The organism is Zeaxanthinibacter sp. PT1 (genome assembly GCF_028464225.1).
Lineage (GTDB): Bacteria > Bacteroidota > Bacteroidia > Flavobacteriales > Flavobacteriaceae > Zeaxanthinibacter.
Window position 1 is genome coordinate 99,383 of record NZ_JAQPCN010000005.1, and the last position, 16,407, is coordinate 115,789.

Consider the following 16,407-nt stretch of genomic DNA (forward strand, 5'->3'; position numbering starts at 1 on the left):
TAAGGCTATGATAGCGAAATTCAAGAAATATAGTTGGTTGATGGGAATATGTTTTATACTGTTCTCCTGCCAGGAAGACATCCCGGAACTTCAGGCGATTAAAGCTCCTGCTAACCTCTCTGTGGATGCGGCAGTAGCGCAAGACCAGTCTGGGAATGTCACCGTAACCCCCAGCGCTGAAAACGTGCTCACCTTCCAGGTATTCTTTAATCCAGGGGCAGACCCGGTGATCCTGAATCCCGGGGATAGTGCATCTTTCAGGTATACCAGATCCGGCCAGTATGTTCAGCCTATTACGGTAGTAGCCTATGGAACCGGAGGTATATCTTCAAGTACTACAATTCGCGTGGATTTAGATGTCCGACTCTTTATCGATGACGAAACCCTGCAGATGATCGCTGGTGACGGAACCAAGCGATGGGTGTGGAATAAAAGCGAGGCAGGACATTTTGGAGTAGGGCCTTTGACCAATAATTTCCCCGAGTTCTTCAGTGCCAGCCCGGACCAGTTAAACCCATGCTTATATGATGATGTATTGGTTTTCAGTTACGATGAGAATGACAACTATTCGTATAGTTTGGAGGCGGGCACAGACAACCTGACTTTCATTAATTGGACAGAGGTTAATCGTTTCTTCCCGGATGCCACCCCGCAACAATTTGTTGATGAATGCAGGGATATCACGGACCAGGCTAATTTTACCAATAGCTTTGTGATAATTGATAATGGTGATGGTACGAGGACTTTAGATATAGGAGACAGTTTCCTGAGTTACTTCGCCGTGATCCCCGGGCAGTACGAGATCATTGAACTATCGGAAAACAAACTGAGTGTAAGGGGGACGAGTCAGCCGTTCAACGGGGACGATCCTTTGTACTGGTACCACACCTTTGTGCCGGAAGATTTTGATCCCAATGCCGGGAACGGTGGTGCAGACCCCCCCTTTGATACACTCGTCTTCGCTGATGAATTTGACGTAGATGGTGCTCCGAACCCGGATAACTGGGGCTATGATATCGGAACAGGAGATAATGGATGGGGCAACGGGGAATCCCAGTATTACACTGATCGCCCGGAAAACGTAATCGTGGAAAACGGGGTACTTAAGATCACTGCGCAAGCTGAAAGCTTTATGGGAAGTGACTATACCTCGGCACGCCTGCTTTCTTACCAGAAACAGGAATTTCAGTATGGGCGAATAGAGATCAGTGCCAAACTGCCATCCGGCGGTGGCACCTGGCCTGCGCTTTGGATGCTGGGCGCAGATTTCGAGACCAATACCTGGCCTGCCGCCGGGGAAATTGATATTATGGAACATGTGGGTAATCAGCAGAATACCATCCATGGTTCTACCCACGACCCTGCTAATTTTGCAGGTAATGCCCGCACGGTCACAACCACTATCCCTACCGCCTCCGATGAATTCCATGTATATGGGGTAGAGTGGGACGCTACTGCAATTAAATTCAGTGTAGACGGAACTGTATATGGTACACTAGAGAATAACGGCTCCCTGCCTTTCAATAAAGATTTCTTCTTTATTATGAACGTGGCTATGGGGGGTAACTTTGGAGGAGCCATCGATCCTGCATTCACTTCATCGACCATGGAAGTGGATTATATCAGGGTATACCAATAATATATTTGATTTGGTTATTTGTTCATAAAAAGGTCGGCCCTCGAACCGGCCTTTTTTAATATCCGGGAATACCAAGCCGCAAGGATTATTTTACGACGGAATGATTAATTTAGAAAATTAAAGTCTAAACATCTCAAAATGAAAAATTTAGTTTACTTGTGGCTCCTAGTGGTTTTAATGGGAGCCGACTTCACCTACGCGCAGGATGTATCCGCCAAATCGGATGAAATTGGACAAAAGGTTGATTCCCTACTTGGGCTGATGACCCTTGCAGAGAAGGTAGGGCAGATGAATCAATATAACGGGTTCTGGGATGTTACTGGTCCGACCCCGGATGAAGGAGATGCGGCTAAGAAATACGAACACTTGCGTTCAGGGATGGTAGGCTCTATGCTCAACGTGCAGGGTACGGAAGAAGTACGGAAAGTTCAGAAGATCGCGGTGGAAGAAACCCGCCTGGGGATTCCACTCATAATCGCCTTCGATGTTATTCATGGGTATAAAACCATCAGCCCGATCCCATTGGCGGAAGCGGCGAGCTGGGACCTGGATGCGATCCGGAAATCGGCTGGGGTTGCGGCAGAAGAAGCAGCTGCTAGCGGTATCAACTGGACCTTTGCACCCATGGTAGATATCTCCAGGGATGCACGCTGGGGCAGGGTGATGGAAGGTGCCGGGGAAGATCCTTTCCTGGGCGCTAAAATAGGGTATGCCCGGGTTAAAGGTTTCCAGGGAGACGATCTCTCTGCAGTAAATACGGTGGCGGCCTGTGCCAAGCATTTTGCAGGTTATGGTTTTTCAGAAGCAGGTCGGGATTACAATACCGTGGATGTCGGAACCTCTACCCTGCACAATGTTATTTTTCCCCCATTTAAGGCCACTATAGAAGCGGATGTAAAGACTTTTATGAATGCCTTTAATGAATTAAATGGTATTCCCGCAACAGGGAATAGGTTCCTGCAGCGCGAGGTTTTGAAAGAGGATTGGGGTTATGAAGGGTTTGTAGTTTCAGACTGGGGCTCCATGAGTGAAATGATCAGTCACGGTTATGCCAAAGATGGCAAACACGCTGCCCTGCTTGCAGCCAATGCCGGTTCTGATATGGATATGGAATCTTATCTCTATGTAAAACACCTGCAAGACCTGGTTGAGGAAGGTAAAGTGGATAAAGCTCTGATCGATGACTCAGTAAGGCGTATTCTCCGGGTAAAGTATGAGCTGGGACTCATGGACGATCCCTATCGCTATTGTGATCCGGAAAGGGAGCAAGAAGTGATCGGCAGCCAGAAAAACCAAGACCTGGTCCTTGATATGGCCAAAAAATCCATCGTTCTTCTAAAAAACGAAACAGAGCTACTGCCCCTGAAGAAATCGGGCATGAAAATCGCTCTGATCGGGCCATTGGCGGCGGATAAGGATAGCCCATTGGGCAGCTGGCGTTTAGCTGCGGATGCTAATACAGCGGTATCAGTTTTCGAAGGACTAGAGGCTTACAAAGGGAACGAGATTACCTATGCCAAAGGGGTGGACCTGATTACCGAAGAGGCCAGCTTTATCAAGGAGACCAAGATCAATACTTCGGACCGGACAGGAATAGAAGAGGCCGTAGAAGCCGCTAAAGGAAAAGATGTGGTGCTTATGGTGCTGGGAGGACATGGATTTCAATCCGGCGAAGGTCGTAGCAGGGCCAGCCTTGATCTGCCCGGGCTGCAGCAAGAACTGTTAGAAGAGGTGTATAAAGTAAATACGAATATCGTATTGCTCTTAATGAACGGCAGGCCACTGACCATTAACTGGGCTGCAGAGAATGTGCCGTCTATCCTGGAGGTGTGGCATTTGGGTACGCAAAGTGGGAATGCCATAGCAGAAGTATTGTACGGGGACCATAACCCGAGCGGTAAACTGCCGATGACCTTTCCTCGAAGCGTAGGGCAGGTTCCTATTTATTACAATTATAAGAATACAGGAAGGCCTACCATCCCGGCTCCGGACCTGGTATTCTGGTCACATTATATCGATGAAAGCAATGATCCTCTCTACGAATTCGGATATGGTCTAAGTTATACGGATTTTGAATACAGTGATCTTAGACTGAGTGATGACTCTTTCTCAGGGAATGGATCGATTACCGTGACATTTAACTTGAAAAATACCGGCTCCTATGCCGGTACCGAGGTAGCCCAGATGTATATCAGGGATCTTTTTGGCAGCGTAACCAGGCCGGTCCGCGAGCTAAAGGGATTTGAATTGGTGACGCTGGAACCCGGGGAATCCAAGACCGTAAATTTTACCGTGGATAAAGAACTGATCAGCTATTACACCGCTAACGAGAAGTGGGAGGCAGAACCCGGAGATTTTAAAGTTTTTGTCGGGGGTAGTTCTAATGCTACTATGGAAGCAGGGTTTACTTACAACTAAAAATTATGCGGTACTTGATATTATTACTCCTTCTCGTCGCCTGCAAGGGTGGAGAGAATGATACCCTGGTCTGGGAGGAAAACTTTGAAGGTGAAGTGCTGGATGAGTCCAAGTGGACGTTCGCTCTCGGTGATGGCTGCCCGGAACTCTGTGGGTGGGGGAATAATGAACCGCAGATCTATACCCGGAACAACCATGAGTTGAGAAATGGGAAATTATACATTACGGTTCGCAAGGAAGACAGTATATATACTTCTGCCCGGATCACCACCAAGGATAAATTTGATTTCCAATACGGCAGGGTAGAAGCGCGTGCAAAAATTCCAAGGGGAAAAGGTGTATGGCCTGCCTTCTGGATGCTCGGTTCAAATATTGATGAGGTAGGATGGCCCTTAAGCGGGGAAATAGACATCCTGGAGTATATCGGTAAAGAACCCGGGGTCGTCTTTACTTCATTGCATACCCAGGACAGTCATGGAAACACCATTAATACCCGTAAAACGAAAATTGAAGGCATAGAGGAAGGGTTTCATATTTATGCAGCAGATTGGTGTGCGGAAAAAATCGAGTTCTTCGTGGATGGTAAATCCGTCTACTCCTTTAACCCCAAAGAGCGCACACAAGAAGTGTGGCCCTTTGATCAGCCATTTTACCTTCTGCTCAATGTAGCGGTCGGCGGGAATTTTGGTGGACCGGAAATAGACGACAGCATTTTTCCCCAGGAATTTGTAATCGATTATATCCGTGTTTACCAGCCTTAATGTGGAAGCCTGCTCCTGAAAACACCGTAAACGAAAGTACCTAGTACAGCTCCCGCTATAACGACCAGCATGGTAGAGACACCTGTACCCAGGAGGATATACATAGGTCCGGGACATGCACCGGCTAATGCCCAGCCCAGTCCGAAGATAGAACCTCCGATCAGGTAACGGGAAACAGACCGATCTTTTGGTGGAAGTTGGATATCTTTTCCTTCAATACTGCGCATTTTATACTTTTTGATCAGGGCAACGCCAATAGCACCAAGGATGACAGCAGAAAATATGATGCCATACATATGGAAGGACTGGAATTTGAACATTTCATAAATCCGGTACCAGGATACTGCCTCAGATTTAACCAGGACAATGCCGAAAAAGATACCTACGAAAAAGAATTTCAGGTATTTCATGAGCCAAAGATTATAGGGAGTAATAAATGTGTCATTAACAGACCGCCCAGGAAGAACCCGATTACCGCGATCAATGATGGAAGCTGAAGGTTACTTAAACCTGTGATAGCATGACCGGAAGTGCATCCACCGGCATAACGGGCTCCAAAACCAACGAGGAAGCCCCCACCCAAGAGAATCAGCAGCCCTTTAATACTGATAGCTGCGTTCCAGTCGTAGATCTCGGGAGGTAACAGAGTGTCACCAATTCCATTAAAACCCAATTGCTGCAAATCAGCAACAGTTTCCGTGTCCAGGTCTATTGGTGATCCATCAGACAAAAAGGTCACCGCGATAAAGCCCCCGATTATTGCACCAAGTACCACCATGAGGTTCCAGCGCTGCGCTTTCCAGTCAAAACGGAAAAAATCAGAATATTTACCGGCACCTCCAATAGAACAAAAGGTTCTGAGGTTAGAAGACATACCAAAGGTTTTGCCAAAATAAATAAGGAGAAACATTACCAGGGCAATGAGGGGTCCGGAGACATACCAGGGCCAGGGTTCAAGAATGAGATCCATAGGTGAAATTTTAGATGCAAATATACTCGTATTTCCCTAGTCTTATGTAACCCATGTAACATCCGGATTTACTGCGTTCAGTCTTCTAAAGGTTCTATGGGCGATCTTCCAATGGCGTTGAGTAACCCTGCCTGGGCTTCGAGGGCTTTTACATTGAGCATATTAGCTTTTAAGCGCGCATCGATCAGTTTTTGTTCGCGGCTGTTCACCAGGAACAAGGAGCTCTCTCCAAGTTGAAACTTTCGCTCCTCAGCACGCAACAGCTCCCGGTAATTGTTGACCATGGCACCTACAAGTTCATTTTGAGTTGCTAGGGAGATGATCTCCCGGTTGGCAGCCTCAATCTTGTTCTGAATGCTGACCGTAGCAGAGGTACGTTCAAAGCTGGTCTCCCTGAGTTTTAAATTTGCCAGTTTTAAGGCTCCCCGTTCTTTTCGGAGGAATAATGGGAGACTGAACGTAAGCCCGGCCTTATAATTGTCTGTGTCCAGGCTGTTAACAGTCGATGCGTCTTCTGTGATAAAATTGTACTGTACATCAAGCTGGGGGAGCAACTGGTTCCGTTTTAAGGCCCTGTCTACGCGCAGGCTCTGCAGTTTAAGATCTAGCGACCGCAGTTTTGGATGTTCTTCTATTGGTGTACCGGCAATCCAGAGGGAATCCGTGCCTAAAAAAGTAGCCATTATCCCCGGTTCCGGGCTAATAGGGATCACAGTTTGTTTTAATTCCAGGGGGACATCGTCTATCCAGAGAAAATTACTCAGTTTCAAGGATGCTTTTATAGTCTTCAAGGTCGCCGCTTCAAGGTTTAATAGCCTGTCCTGTAAAATGATCTTGGCCTCTACCGAATCAATAGCCGCCATTTCACCGGTCTCAACACTGCGTTTCACCCCTCGAAAACGGAGTTCAGCATTCTCGAGGAAATTTTGGTAGATCTGTTGCTCGTTATAGGCTTCCAGCCAGCGAAGGTAGGCCTGGCTGGCCTCGTATAATATCTGGTTGACCAGTAACTCGCGGTCTGCCTTGCTTTGTTCGCGAAATAGCTTGGCTTGTTTCAAGGTTGCCATCCTCTCGTTCATCAGCAGGCCCCTTGCGAGGGAAAGACTTACCCCTGCACTGTAAAGCCCTCCATCGGGAACCGTAAGTGAAGGGTCCAGGAATTGCCCGGTATTTTCTTCAAAATTGGCTTTAAACTCCAGTCCGTACCAGGTAGGAATTTTGAAGGTGGCATTCAGTACATCGTAGTATTCTGTTCCCTTAAAATCCTTGCGGTCGTAATCTACCTCGATTTTGGGATCAAAGCTCCCCCGGGATTTTAATAGTTCTGCCTCCCCGAAGCCTAATTGCAGGTCCGCCTGTTTTATGAGGGGATGATGTCTTTTTACCTGCCCAATGAATTCTTCAAAAGATAAGACGTTCGATGAGGTGCTTTCTAAGGATTGGCCCTGAGCCCCGACGACTATCGAACAGAATAAAATCAGGCCTATGTAATATGGTAAGAACTGTTTCATGATTTTCCCTTTGCCGGAGTTTCGGTTCCAGTACTGCCTTCGGTAGTATAATAATTTGGAGGAAAGCCATTTAACTGCCTCCAGATCTCGTACCAAATCGGGACATCCTCTAGTAAGGCAATGGTATAAGCTCCTGAGCCAACCCTGACCATTTCGGGCCATGGCCTGTCATCCGGATCGGGGGCTATCAGCACTCGGAATTTACCATTATCACTGATAAAGGTTTCAATCGCGACCACCTGTCCGCCGAAAGTGCCATACGATGCATTGGGCCAGCCGCTGAAAAAGATAGAAGGCCATCCATCAAACTGTACACGAACCGGTTCACCAATCTGGATCAGCGGGATGTCTATGGGTTCTATATAGGTTTCAACCGCCAGGTCATAACCGGTTGGCATAATCTGAACGAGTTTCTCCCCGGGTTTGATCGTCTCACCAAGCCCGGATTTTATGGCTTTGTTGATATAACCATTATTGGGTGCGGTGATATAATACTGTGAACTGCGGATCCGGTAATTGCTCTCCTGGTTCTCCAGCTTACTCACCTCTGCCTCGGTCTCAAATTGCCCCGATGCTGCTGAATATTTTTCACTCCTGGCTTTTGAGATCTTATCGGTGTATTCGGCATCAATCCTTGCGATCTCCATTTCAGCATTCAGCACTTCATTCTGACTGGCCAGGTATTTATTCTCCTGTGAGATCAGTTTAGCCTGGGTCTCTTGTAGTTTAAGTCGCTTTTCCTCTACATCGGTTACCGCCTTAAAACCTTCCTGTTGCAGGGTCTGTGTCCGGTCAAATTGCCGTTCTGCAATGGCTATATTTGTTTTGGCAGCTTCCAGGTCAATACTATCGCTTTTTACCTTAAGCCTGGCTTGCTTGAGGTAGTTCCTTGCTTGTGAAAGTTTCAGCTCACGCTCTTTCTGCAGGGCGCTTATTTGTTGGTCCAGGGCACGGATTTTATCCTGGTAAGATCCAACCGAACGTTGTTTAGCCTCACGCTGCTGGGTTGTCCGTTCTACAAGTTTGGGGTCCTGGTATTCTGTATAGATCTCTGAAATGAACAGTATGGTATCCCCTTTGCTGACAAAGTCTCCTTCCCTGACATACCATTTCTCAATTCGCCCGGGGATAGGGGATTGAATGGTCTGCGGCCTGAGATCCGGAGTCAGGGTGGTGAGAAACCCCCTCCCGGCAACATTCTGGGTCCATGGGAGGAAGAGAACTATGATAGCGATCAGTGAAAAGGCAGCGATGAATTTATTGAGAACCGCATAGTGCCTTTCGTGGAAAACCCTGGAATGCGACTTAAAATGATCCAGTTTCACTTTCTGGTTGAGCTTGTTATGTGAAATATTAAGCATGATTTCCGGATTTTGTCAATATTTTACCATCATCCAGCTGGATGATTCTATTACAGGCCTTTTCCCATAAAGGGTTGCGACTGACCACGATCAGTGCCCAGGGTCTTTCCGGTGCCGCGAGGAATTCAATGATCCTTTCGGCGATAGCACTATCAACCAATTCTAAGGGATCCTTTAAAACCAGGAACTTTGGTTTGTGAACGATGGCCCTGGCCAGGACGATCCTGATAGCCACCGAGTAGGGGATATATTGACCTTCGGGATATAGTTTTGTCTTCAGACCCTTGGGTTGCTCTCGTACAAAATCGAGCAATTCCAATTGCCTTAGGACATGGTGTACTTCCTCGTTAGAAATATCTTCTCTTCCAAAAGTGATATTCTCAAGGATGGTGCCTTCAAAGGGGCTCTGGTCCGGGAGAACCTGTCCCAGTTTAGATCGGTATATGTTTGGCCAGACGCCTTTGTAGGAGCGATCGTTGATGTAAAATGCTCCCCCAGTGTATTCCAGTACCCCGGAAATAATCTTGAGTAATGTTGTTTTACCGGAACCGGATGCACCCTGCAATAGTATTCGGTCAGCTGCGTCGATCTCGAATGAAATTCCTTTCAGTATATCCTGTCCTTCCGGGCTGCTGTAGCGTAACTCGTCTAACTCCAGGTGAAATGGGACTTCTCTTTCAAAAGGATCTTCCCCTTCCTGGGGTTCCAATTCTTTGTCAACTACTTCTCCTATCTTTTCAAGGGAGGTAAGAACGTCGTAAAAGGTGTCCAGGCCGGTGATCACTTTTTCCACCGAGTTAATTACGAGAAGAATAATGATCTCAGCTGCGACAAACTGCCCAATATTCATTTGCTGGTTCAGTACCAGGAGTCCGCCAATAAGAAGCAGTCCTGCGGTAACCAGTACCTTGAACCCTATAAATTGTGCGAATTGCAAGAGCAGGATTCTAAAATGACCTTCCCTGGAATCCAGGTAATCAACGGTCAGTTTATCATTCCTGTTCATGGCCAGGGAAGTAACCCCGGACAGTTTAAAGCTCATCAGGGACCTGGCAACTTCCTGTATCCAGTGTGCTACTTTGTATTTGCTCTTAGACTCCTCAAGGCTGGTCGCAAGTCCTTTCGCGGCCGTGAATTGAAAAAGCAGGTAAACCAGGCCGATCAGCAGCAGGCCATAGAGAATGAAGAAAGGGTGGTAGAAAGAGAGCAGCAAGAGTCCGAATAGGATCTGCAGCAGGGCGGCCGGGAAATCAATCAGGATCTTGGATAGGCCTTTCTGAACAGTAAGCGTATCAAAGAACCTGTTGGCTAATTCCGGCGGATAATATTTACGCAGTTCAATGGTCCTGATCTTCGGGAACCGATAGGCGAATTCAAAGGAGGATCGGATAAAGATCTTCTGCTGTATATTCTCAAGGATCCTTAGCTGCATCAGCTGCAGTATTCCCTGGAAGGCTACCGCCATGGTAACAAGCACAACAAGAACGATCCATGAAGTTGAGATCTGTGCTCCTTGTATCAGGTTTATAATGGCTTGAATTCCCAGTGGGAGGGACAAGGCGACCACACCGGCGAGAATGGCATATAGGAATAATTGGCGAAGATCCTTTCTGTCTAGCTTTAACAAGCTTACAAACCGGATCCAGGGAGTCATGATTTTACTTTTCATCAGCCTTTCAGTTAATCGGTTATAGAATAAAATAATCTCAACGGTTAATGGCTTTAATGGTCATTTCAGTGTAAAACCGAACAATATTCTGTTTCCCGGTTTCAGTATCTGTGAGGCTAGGTAAATGATCAGAAAAAAAGCGTTGGGCATGGGAACCTTCTATTATGGTTGAAACAAGCATATGTGGAAATTGGTAATCCGGATTGTTCTCCAGTACAAAAGACCCCACTCTCCCTACAACCCGTTTATAAACTCTGAAGTAACCTTTTTCGTTCTCAGTATCTACTTCTTTAGTCAGGTAGACCTTAGAAGCTTCGGCTATAATGATACGATCTAAGGTCACCTCGTTGATATAGGATACCGCACTGTCTTCTGTTACTTCATCAGTTAAGATACGGATCGCTTCTTTAAGTTTTGCAAGGGGGTCATCCATGTTGTTGGTCGCGAAGACCAACTGGTATTCTTTCCAGCTCCAGTACCAACTAAAGAGGTAAGCGAGTAATGCGTGCTTATTTATAAAGTAACGATAGATAGAACTTTCAGTGGAACCGATAGTTTTAGCGAGTTTACGAAAGGTGAAAGCTTCAAAACCCAAGGTGTCGATCATTTCGATGCTCTGTGTAATGATCTTGCGACCAAGTTCAGTGGTGTCTGGGTTCTTACAGTAGAATGCCGGGTCTATATCGATATGTAAAGAGAGGCTTTTCATAGTAAACCCTGCAAATATAATAGTAATACTATCATAAAAATAAGCATTGCTACTATTTAACAATAATTTAAACCAATGATAGATTAGCAAATGCTTTCTATGCCTGGCGGTTAACTTGGGAAAACACGACCTGCTAATTCAATTTTCAAGCTGGCAAAAAGCTAAATGTATAGCGCACGTTTGTCTTTCAGGGGCTTTTTAAATTGGGACCGAGAAGAATAACGCTATAATTCATGGTATGCTATGTCGTATAAGTTTAGCAGAAAGGTAGTGATGCTGGTTGGAGAGGGAGATTACCCGGTCATGGTATATAATTATTTAATGCATCATGGAATAAATATTGACAAGGTCATCATTGAGAAACCTATCAGTACATCGACCTTTTTAAAACGGAGGATCAAAAACATAGGTTGGATAAAAGTCATAGGGCAGGTGTTAAACAGGATTTTTATAGTTCCATATTTGCGATGGTCCTCCAGAAAGCGTTTTGAAGAGATAGTAGTAGAAGGTAATCTTGACAGTACACCTATTCCTGAAAGCAAAATACTGAGAGTTCCCTCTGTTAATTCGGACCTGTGTATTTCAGCCTTAAAAGAACTTGATCCGGAGGTGGTCGGGGTGGTCAATACGCGTATTCTGTCCGGCAAAACCTTACAGACGACCCAGGCTGATTTTATAAATATTCATGCCGGGATTACTCCGGGCTACCGTGGCTGGCATGGAGCGTATTGGGCTTTGGTACGAAAAGACCTTGCGCATTGTGGAGTAACAGTGCACAAGATAGACGAAGGTATTGATACCGGGAGAATTTTGTACCAGGATACCATAGCCATTACTGACAAGGATAATTACTATACCTATCCCTATCTGCAATTAGTTAAAGGATTACCCTTGTATAAAAGAGCCATAGAAGACATGCTCAATGGCAATGAAACGCACGATACCGATCTCGCTACTACTGAAGATTCCATGTATTCGCACCCAACCATCTGGGAATATATTACCAATAGAGTTCTACTTGATGTGAAGTAATAGCATTAATGTATCCGGTTGGAGTTTACACCAAGCTGTTAATTTGTACTGTTGATGCTTTATTCTGACTTGTCTGAAAAGTTTCTCACTCTGCATTTTCACATTTTTCTATATTTCTAAATTGACTTCCAATAACGAAAGCCTCTTCCCCTAATTACCAGGAGTATATATTAACTCTTAAAGCTATCTTTGTCAGCTATGATTGACAAAGATAAAAGTAAAGGAAAAGTTACTCTGGCTTCGGCTTTCAGAAGTATTGTCTGGCCCAGGCGAAACCTTTTGTTTGTAGGCCTTATACTTATTGTTATCGGTAGGTTGGCAGGCTTCGTACTGCCGCTGAAATCCAAAGAGTTGTTGGATGTCATTGTGCCCAACAAGGATATGCAAGGGCTTTATACGCTTTTATGGATGGTGGGGCTTGCCTTGCTGGTGCAGGCAGTGACCTCATTTCTACTTACCAGGTTATTGAGTGTGCAGGCGCAATACCTGATCAGTGAGCTCAGGGCAGAGGTTCAGAAAAAGGTGTTATCCCTGCCGATCAGTTTTTTTGACAACAATAAATCAGGAGCCCTGGTATCCCGTATCATGTCTGATGTGGAGGGAGTAAGGAATCTCATCGGGACCGGGCTCGTGCAGTTGGTGGGTGGTACAATTACGGCTGTAATCTCCCTGTTGTTATTGATTAATATTAATCCCTGGATGACCTTATTTGTTTTTCTGCCCGTGGCGATATTCGGGTACGTGGCTTTAAAAGCGTTTAAATATATTCGGCCGATATTCCGTGTGCGTGGGAAGATCAATGCGGAAGTGACCGGCAGACTGACGGAAACCCTTGCCGGGGTAAGGGTGATAAAGGGGTTTAATGCCGAGGCACAGGAACACCTGATCTTTGAAGAAGGAGTAGAAAGACTTTTTCAGAATGTAAAAAAGAGCCTTACCGCAACTGCCCTGATGACCAGTTCGTCAACATTCTTACTGGGGCTGGCCTCTGTGGGAATTATGGGCATCGGGGGTTATTATATGATCCAGTCCTCCATGACAACAGGCGACTTTCTCTTGTTTACGTTGCTCCTTGGGTTCATGATTGCTCCTATTGTGCAAATGAGTAATATAGGAAGTCAATTGACCGAAGCGCTTGCAGGCCTGGATCGTACTGAGGAATTGATGAATATGACCACCGAGGACGAAATGATGGACCGTCCTGTGGTGCTCGATGGAATACAGGGCAAGATCAGGTTGGATGAGGTGAGCTTTTCTTATGAAAAAGGCAAGCAGGTGCTTCATGATATCAGTTTTGAAGTCATGCCGGGAGAAGTGATTGCCTTGGTAGGCGGTTCGGGTTCCGGGAAATCGACCATAGCCGGACTCTGTTCCAGTTTTTTAACTCCGACCAAAGGAACCGTATTCATCGATGGGCATGATATGACTACCGTACAACTCAGCAGTTATCGCAAGAATTTGGGGGTAGTGCTGCAAGACGAATTTTTATTTGAAGGTACCATCAGGCAGAATATATTATTTCCAAGGCCCGATGCCAGTGAATCAGAGCTGATGGCTGCCGTAGAGGCGGCTTATGTAAACGAGTTTACCGATAGGTTTGACGATGGGCTGGATACCCTGATCGGGGAACGCGGGGTAAAATTATCAGGGGGGCAGCGGCAGCGGATCTCGATCGCCCGGGCGATACTGGCAGACCCCCGGATCATCATCCTGGATGAAGCTACCTCTAACCTGGACACGGAGAGCGAAGGTCTCATACAGCGGTCTTTACAGGAATTGATCAAGGACCGGACTACGATCATCATTGCCCACAGGCTGAGTACTATTAAGAAGGCAGACCAGATCCTGGTCATAGAGAACGGGCGGATCGCCGAGACCGGCAATCATGATACTCTGATTGCAGCCGGCGGTCGCTACCACGACCTGTTTACCTACCAGGCGAAGATCTGAGGAATATTTGAGAGTGACACGATTTCAAGGTTACAAGGTTACAGGGGGACAAAGTTACACAGGTACATAGGTACAACCCGCCCGTACCAAACGGCACGTTCGGGCGGGAGGGACATAGGGACAAGAGGGGATAGGGGATTGCAATTTTTTTATATGGAAAGATTTGTTTTGCTAACCGCTAACCGCTAACCGCTAACCGCTAACCGCTAACCGCTAACCGCTAACCAGAAGCCTCTGGCTCCACCCCGGTTCAAGGTTATAGCAGTTCCCTGCAGGAAGCATGCAGTAAGATGCGCTTCTATTCAGGCCGGGGTTCTTAACCCCGCCCCGGAGTCAAGATAAAAGATTTCAATGCAAAAAGCTTGCAGTCTGTTTAGTTACAACCTGACCGAAAGACGTTCAGTCGGGCGGGTGTTGTATGGTTACAGGGGGACAAAGGGACAAAGTTACACAGCTACCAAGGGACTGGTAGGTGTAGGTGATAGAAGTTCTGGGTATATGGAAAAGCAGTTTTTTTGTAAACTGCGAACCGCGAACTGCGAACTGCGAACTGCAAACTGCAAACTGCAAACCCGCCCATGCCTTGCGGCTTATTCGGGCAGGCCATACTGCATCCAATGAAAAGTTCTATATATAGTTTATATTCGTTACTCTCTTTCAAAAAGTAATTCAAACCTTATCCTATGAACATCTTCAAATTATCCCTAACACTTCTATTGCTTATCGGCACTAGTGCTACAGCGCAGCAATCATTTTCCAAGGAACAGATCAATGAATTAAAAGCAGAAGTCGCTGCCTTGGTCGATGCGGACAAAAAACAAGCCCAGGTAATGGTAGACAAAATATTCAGCTTTGCAGAGCTTGGTTTTCAAGAGGTAGAAAGTTCAAAGTATCTTACTGGTATTTTAGAGAACAATGGCTTTACGATAGAAAACTCTATTTCCGGAATTCCAACTGCCTGGTTTGCAGAGTGGAGTAACGGAGAGGGACCTACGATTGCTATTGGGAGTGACGTCGATTGCATTCCCAAAGCTTCACAATATCCGGGAGTGGCCTATCACAAACCCATGGTAGATGGTGCTCCTGGGCATGGTGAGGGCCATAATGCCGGAATTCCATTAAACATTACTGCGGTTTTAGCTGTGAAAAAGATTATGGAGCGGGAAAATATTGGCGGCACTTTAGTCGTGTGGCCGGGTATTGCTGAGGAGCTGGTAGCTGCCAAAGCATGGTATGTTCGTGATGGTCTTTTTGACAATATCGATATGTGCATTTTTACCCATGTGAGCAATAATCTAAGTGTTTCCTACGGTCCCGCTCGTGGCACAGGTCTTATTTCAGTTGAATATTCTTTTAAAGGTGAAGCGGCACATTCCGCTGGTTCACCATGGAGAGGCCGAAGTGCCCTGGACGCTGCTGAACTGATGAATATTGGATGGAATTATAAGCGAGAACACTTACATCCGTTAAGACGGTCGCATTCCATATTTACGGACGCGGGAGATCAGCCGAACGTAGTGCCTTCTAAGGCCTCTATTTGGTTTTATTTCAGAGATATTACCTATAAGGGAATTATGGATATGTATGCTACGGCTAATGATATGGCCAAAGGGGCTGCGTTGATGACCGGTACCAAAATGACTTCAAAGGTATTGGGTGCTGCCTGGCCTCGGCACTTTAATAAAGTGATTGCAGAAACAATGTACGAAAACATTAAGCAGGTGGGGCTGCCCGAGTGGTCGGAGGCTGATCAGACTTTGGCCAAAGCCGTTCAATCAGAAGTAAACTCTGAAGAAGTTGAGGGTTTGGCCATAAAACTAGACACCATTGGATTGCCGGTTATAGATCCGGTAAGTGGTGGTTCTGACGATATTGGTGATATTTCCTGGAAAGTACCCACGGTGACTATGCGTTTTCCGTCCAATATTCCCGGTCTCCAGGGACATCATTGGAGCAATGCCATTGCTATGGCTACCCCCATTGCACATAAAGGTGTGGTAGCAGGAGCCAAAGCAGAAGCCATGACCATAATTGATTTTCTCACCCAGCCCGAATTACTGAGGCAGGCATGGGATTATTTCAATAATGAACAAACTAAGGAATCGAAATTTGAGCCTATGATTTCTGAATCTGATATGCCGCCAATTTATTTAAATCAGGATAAACAAGATCAATACAGAGCTCAGTTAAAAAAATTCTATTACGATGAAACTAAATATGATACTTATTTAGAGCAGATAGGGGTGGAATATCCTACGTTAAAGAAAGAATAGCAAATCTATCTAGAGAAAATCAGAAGACACTTTCTATTTAAAATGACCTCACGAGGAGTACTCGCTTCACTCGTGATCCTTTGTGCCCAATGTTGCAAATACAAAACCCTTTAA

At 46.0% G+C, this 16,407-nt stretch carries 12 protein-coding genes; 6 read left to right on the top strand and 6 right to left on the bottom strand.

What is annotated here, in order from left to right; translation table 11 throughout:
- Positions 1-7 precede the first annotated feature (7 nt).
- From PP178_RS12780 to PP178_RS12790, 3 genes are all read left to right on the top strand, one after another.
- On the top strand, positions 8-1,639 hold the full coding sequence (locus PP178_RS12780) for a glycoside hydrolase family 16 protein (RefSeq protein ID WP_272594747.1): 1,632 nt from the start codon (positions 8-10) through the stop codon (positions 1,637-1,639).
- 177 nt (positions 1,640-1,816) lie between these two features.
- Entirely contained in the window at positions 1,817-4,057 is a 2,241-nt protein-coding gene (gene bglX, locus PP178_RS12785; RefSeq protein WP_272594888.1) for a beta-glucosidase BglX, read from the top strand.
- A 5-nt stretch (positions 4,058-4,062) separates the two neighbouring features.
- Positions 4,063-4,818 carry a glycoside hydrolase family 16 protein gene (locus PP178_RS12790; protein ID WP_272594748.1) on the top strand — a complete coding sequence of 252 codons (756 nt, stop codon included), beginning with the start codon at positions 4,063-4,065 and terminating at the stop codon, positions 4,816-4,818.
- Here the strand turns inward: PP178_RS12790 and PP178_RS12795 are convergent.
- The 6 genes from PP178_RS12795 to PP178_RS12820 all read right to left on the bottom strand — a co-directional run bounded on the left by PP178_RS12795 (position 4,815) and on the right by PP178_RS12820 (position 11,038).
- The gene (locus PP178_RS12795) at positions 4,815-5,228 is read right to left on the bottom strand and encodes a DUF6691 family protein (protein ID WP_272594749.1); all 414 of its coding nucleotides are present in this window, start codon (positions 5,226-5,228) and stop codon (positions 4,815-4,817) included. The genes PP178_RS12790 and PP178_RS12795 overlap by 4 nt on opposite strands.
- On the bottom strand, positions 5,225-5,788 hold the full coding sequence (locus PP178_RS12800; RefSeq protein ID WP_272594750.1) for a YeeE/YedE family protein: 564 nt from the start codon (positions 5,786-5,788) through the stop codon (positions 5,225-5,227). Before PP178_RS12800 ends, PP178_RS12795 begins: the two co-directional genes overlap by 4 nt.
- A gap of 77 nt (positions 5,789-5,865) precedes the next feature.
- Positions 5,866-7,299, bottom strand: coding sequence for a TolC family protein (locus PP178_RS12805; protein WP_272594751.1), 1,434 nt, complete (start codon positions 7,297-7,299; stop codon positions 5,866-5,868).
- On the bottom strand, positions 7,296-8,660 hold the full coding sequence (locus PP178_RS12810; RefSeq protein WP_272594752.1) for an HlyD family secretion protein: 1,365 nt from the start codon (positions 8,658-8,660) through the stop codon (positions 7,296-7,298). Before PP178_RS12810 ends, PP178_RS12805 begins: the two co-directional genes overlap by 4 nt.
- Complete coding sequence (locus tag PP178_RS12815; RefSeq protein ID WP_272594753.1) at positions 8,653-10,329, bottom strand: peptidase domain-containing ABC transporter; 1,677 nt, start codon at positions 10,327-10,329, stop codon at positions 8,653-8,655. Before PP178_RS12815 ends, PP178_RS12810 begins: the two co-directional genes overlap by 8 nt.
- 37 nt (positions 10,330-10,366) lie before the next feature.
- Positions 10,367-11,038, bottom strand: coding sequence for a TetR/AcrR family transcriptional regulator (locus PP178_RS12820; protein WP_272594754.1), 672 nt, complete (start codon positions 11,036-11,038; stop codon positions 10,367-10,369).
- A 243-nt stretch (positions 11,039-11,281) separates the two neighbouring features.
- On the opposite strand from PP178_RS12820, the gene PP178_RS12825 reads away from it, so the two are divergent.
- From PP178_RS12825 to PP178_RS12835, 3 genes are all read left to right on the top strand, one after another.
- On the top strand, positions 11,282-12,070 hold the full coding sequence (locus tag PP178_RS12825; protein ID WP_272594755.1) for a formyl transferase: 789 nt from the start codon (positions 11,282-11,284) through the stop codon (positions 12,068-12,070).
- A 198-nt stretch (positions 12,071-12,268) separates the two neighbouring features.
- Entirely contained in the window at positions 12,269-14,020 is a 1,752-nt protein-coding gene (locus PP178_RS12830) for an ABC transporter ATP-binding protein (RefSeq protein ID WP_272594756.1), read from the top strand.
- A 683-nt stretch (positions 14,021-14,703) separates the two neighbouring features.
- A complete protein-coding gene (locus PP178_RS12835; protein WP_272594757.1) occupies positions 14,704-16,293 on the top strand; it encodes an amidohydrolase in 1,590 nt (529 codons plus the stop codon).
- Positions 16,294-16,407 lie beyond the last annotated feature (114 nt).

Coding starts and splice junctions, on each gene's coding strand:
- PP178_RS12780 (WP_272594747.1), top strand. CDS start 8: ATGATAGCGAAATTCAAGAAATATAGTTGGTTGATGGGAATATGTTTT.
- PP178_RS12800 (WP_272594750.1), bottom strand. CDS start 5,788: ATGGATCTCATTCTTGAACCCTGGCCCTGGTATGTCTCCGGACCCCTC.
- PP178_RS12830 (WP_272594756.1), top strand. CDS start 12,269: ATGATTGACAAAGATAAAAGTAAAGGAAAAGTTACTCTGGCTTCGGCT.
- PP178_RS12790 (WP_272594748.1), top strand. CDS start 4,063: ATGCGGTACTTGATATTATTACTCCTTCTCGTCGCCTGCAAGGGTGGA.
- PP178_RS12820 (WP_272594754.1), bottom strand. CDS start 11,038: ATGAAAAGCCTCTCTTTACATATCGATATAGACCCGGCATTCTACTGT.
- PP178_RS12815 (WP_272594753.1), bottom strand. CDS start 10,329: ATGAAAAGTAAAATCATGACTCCCTGGATCCGGTTTGTAAGCTTGTTA.
- PP178_RS12805 (WP_272594751.1), bottom strand. CDS start 7,299: ATGAAACAGTTCTTACCATATTACATAGGCCTGATTTTATTCTGTTCG.
- bglX (WP_272594888.1), top strand. CDS start 1,817: ATGGGAGCCGACTTCACCTACGCGCAGGATGTATCCGCCAAATCGGAT.
- PP178_RS12825 (WP_272594755.1), top strand. CDS start 11,282: ATGTCGTATAAGTTTAGCAGAAAGGTAGTGATGCTGGTTGGAGAGGGA.
- PP178_RS12835 (WP_272594757.1), top strand. CDS start 14,704: ATGAACATCTTCAAATTATCCCTAACACTTCTATTGCTTATCGGCACT.
- PP178_RS12810 (WP_272594752.1), bottom strand. CDS start 8,660: ATGCTTAATATTTCACATAACAAGCTCAACCAGAAAGTGAAACTGGAT.
- PP178_RS12795 (WP_272594749.1), bottom strand. CDS start 5,228: ATGAAATACCTGAAATTCTTTTTCGTAGGTATCTTTTTCGGCATTGTC.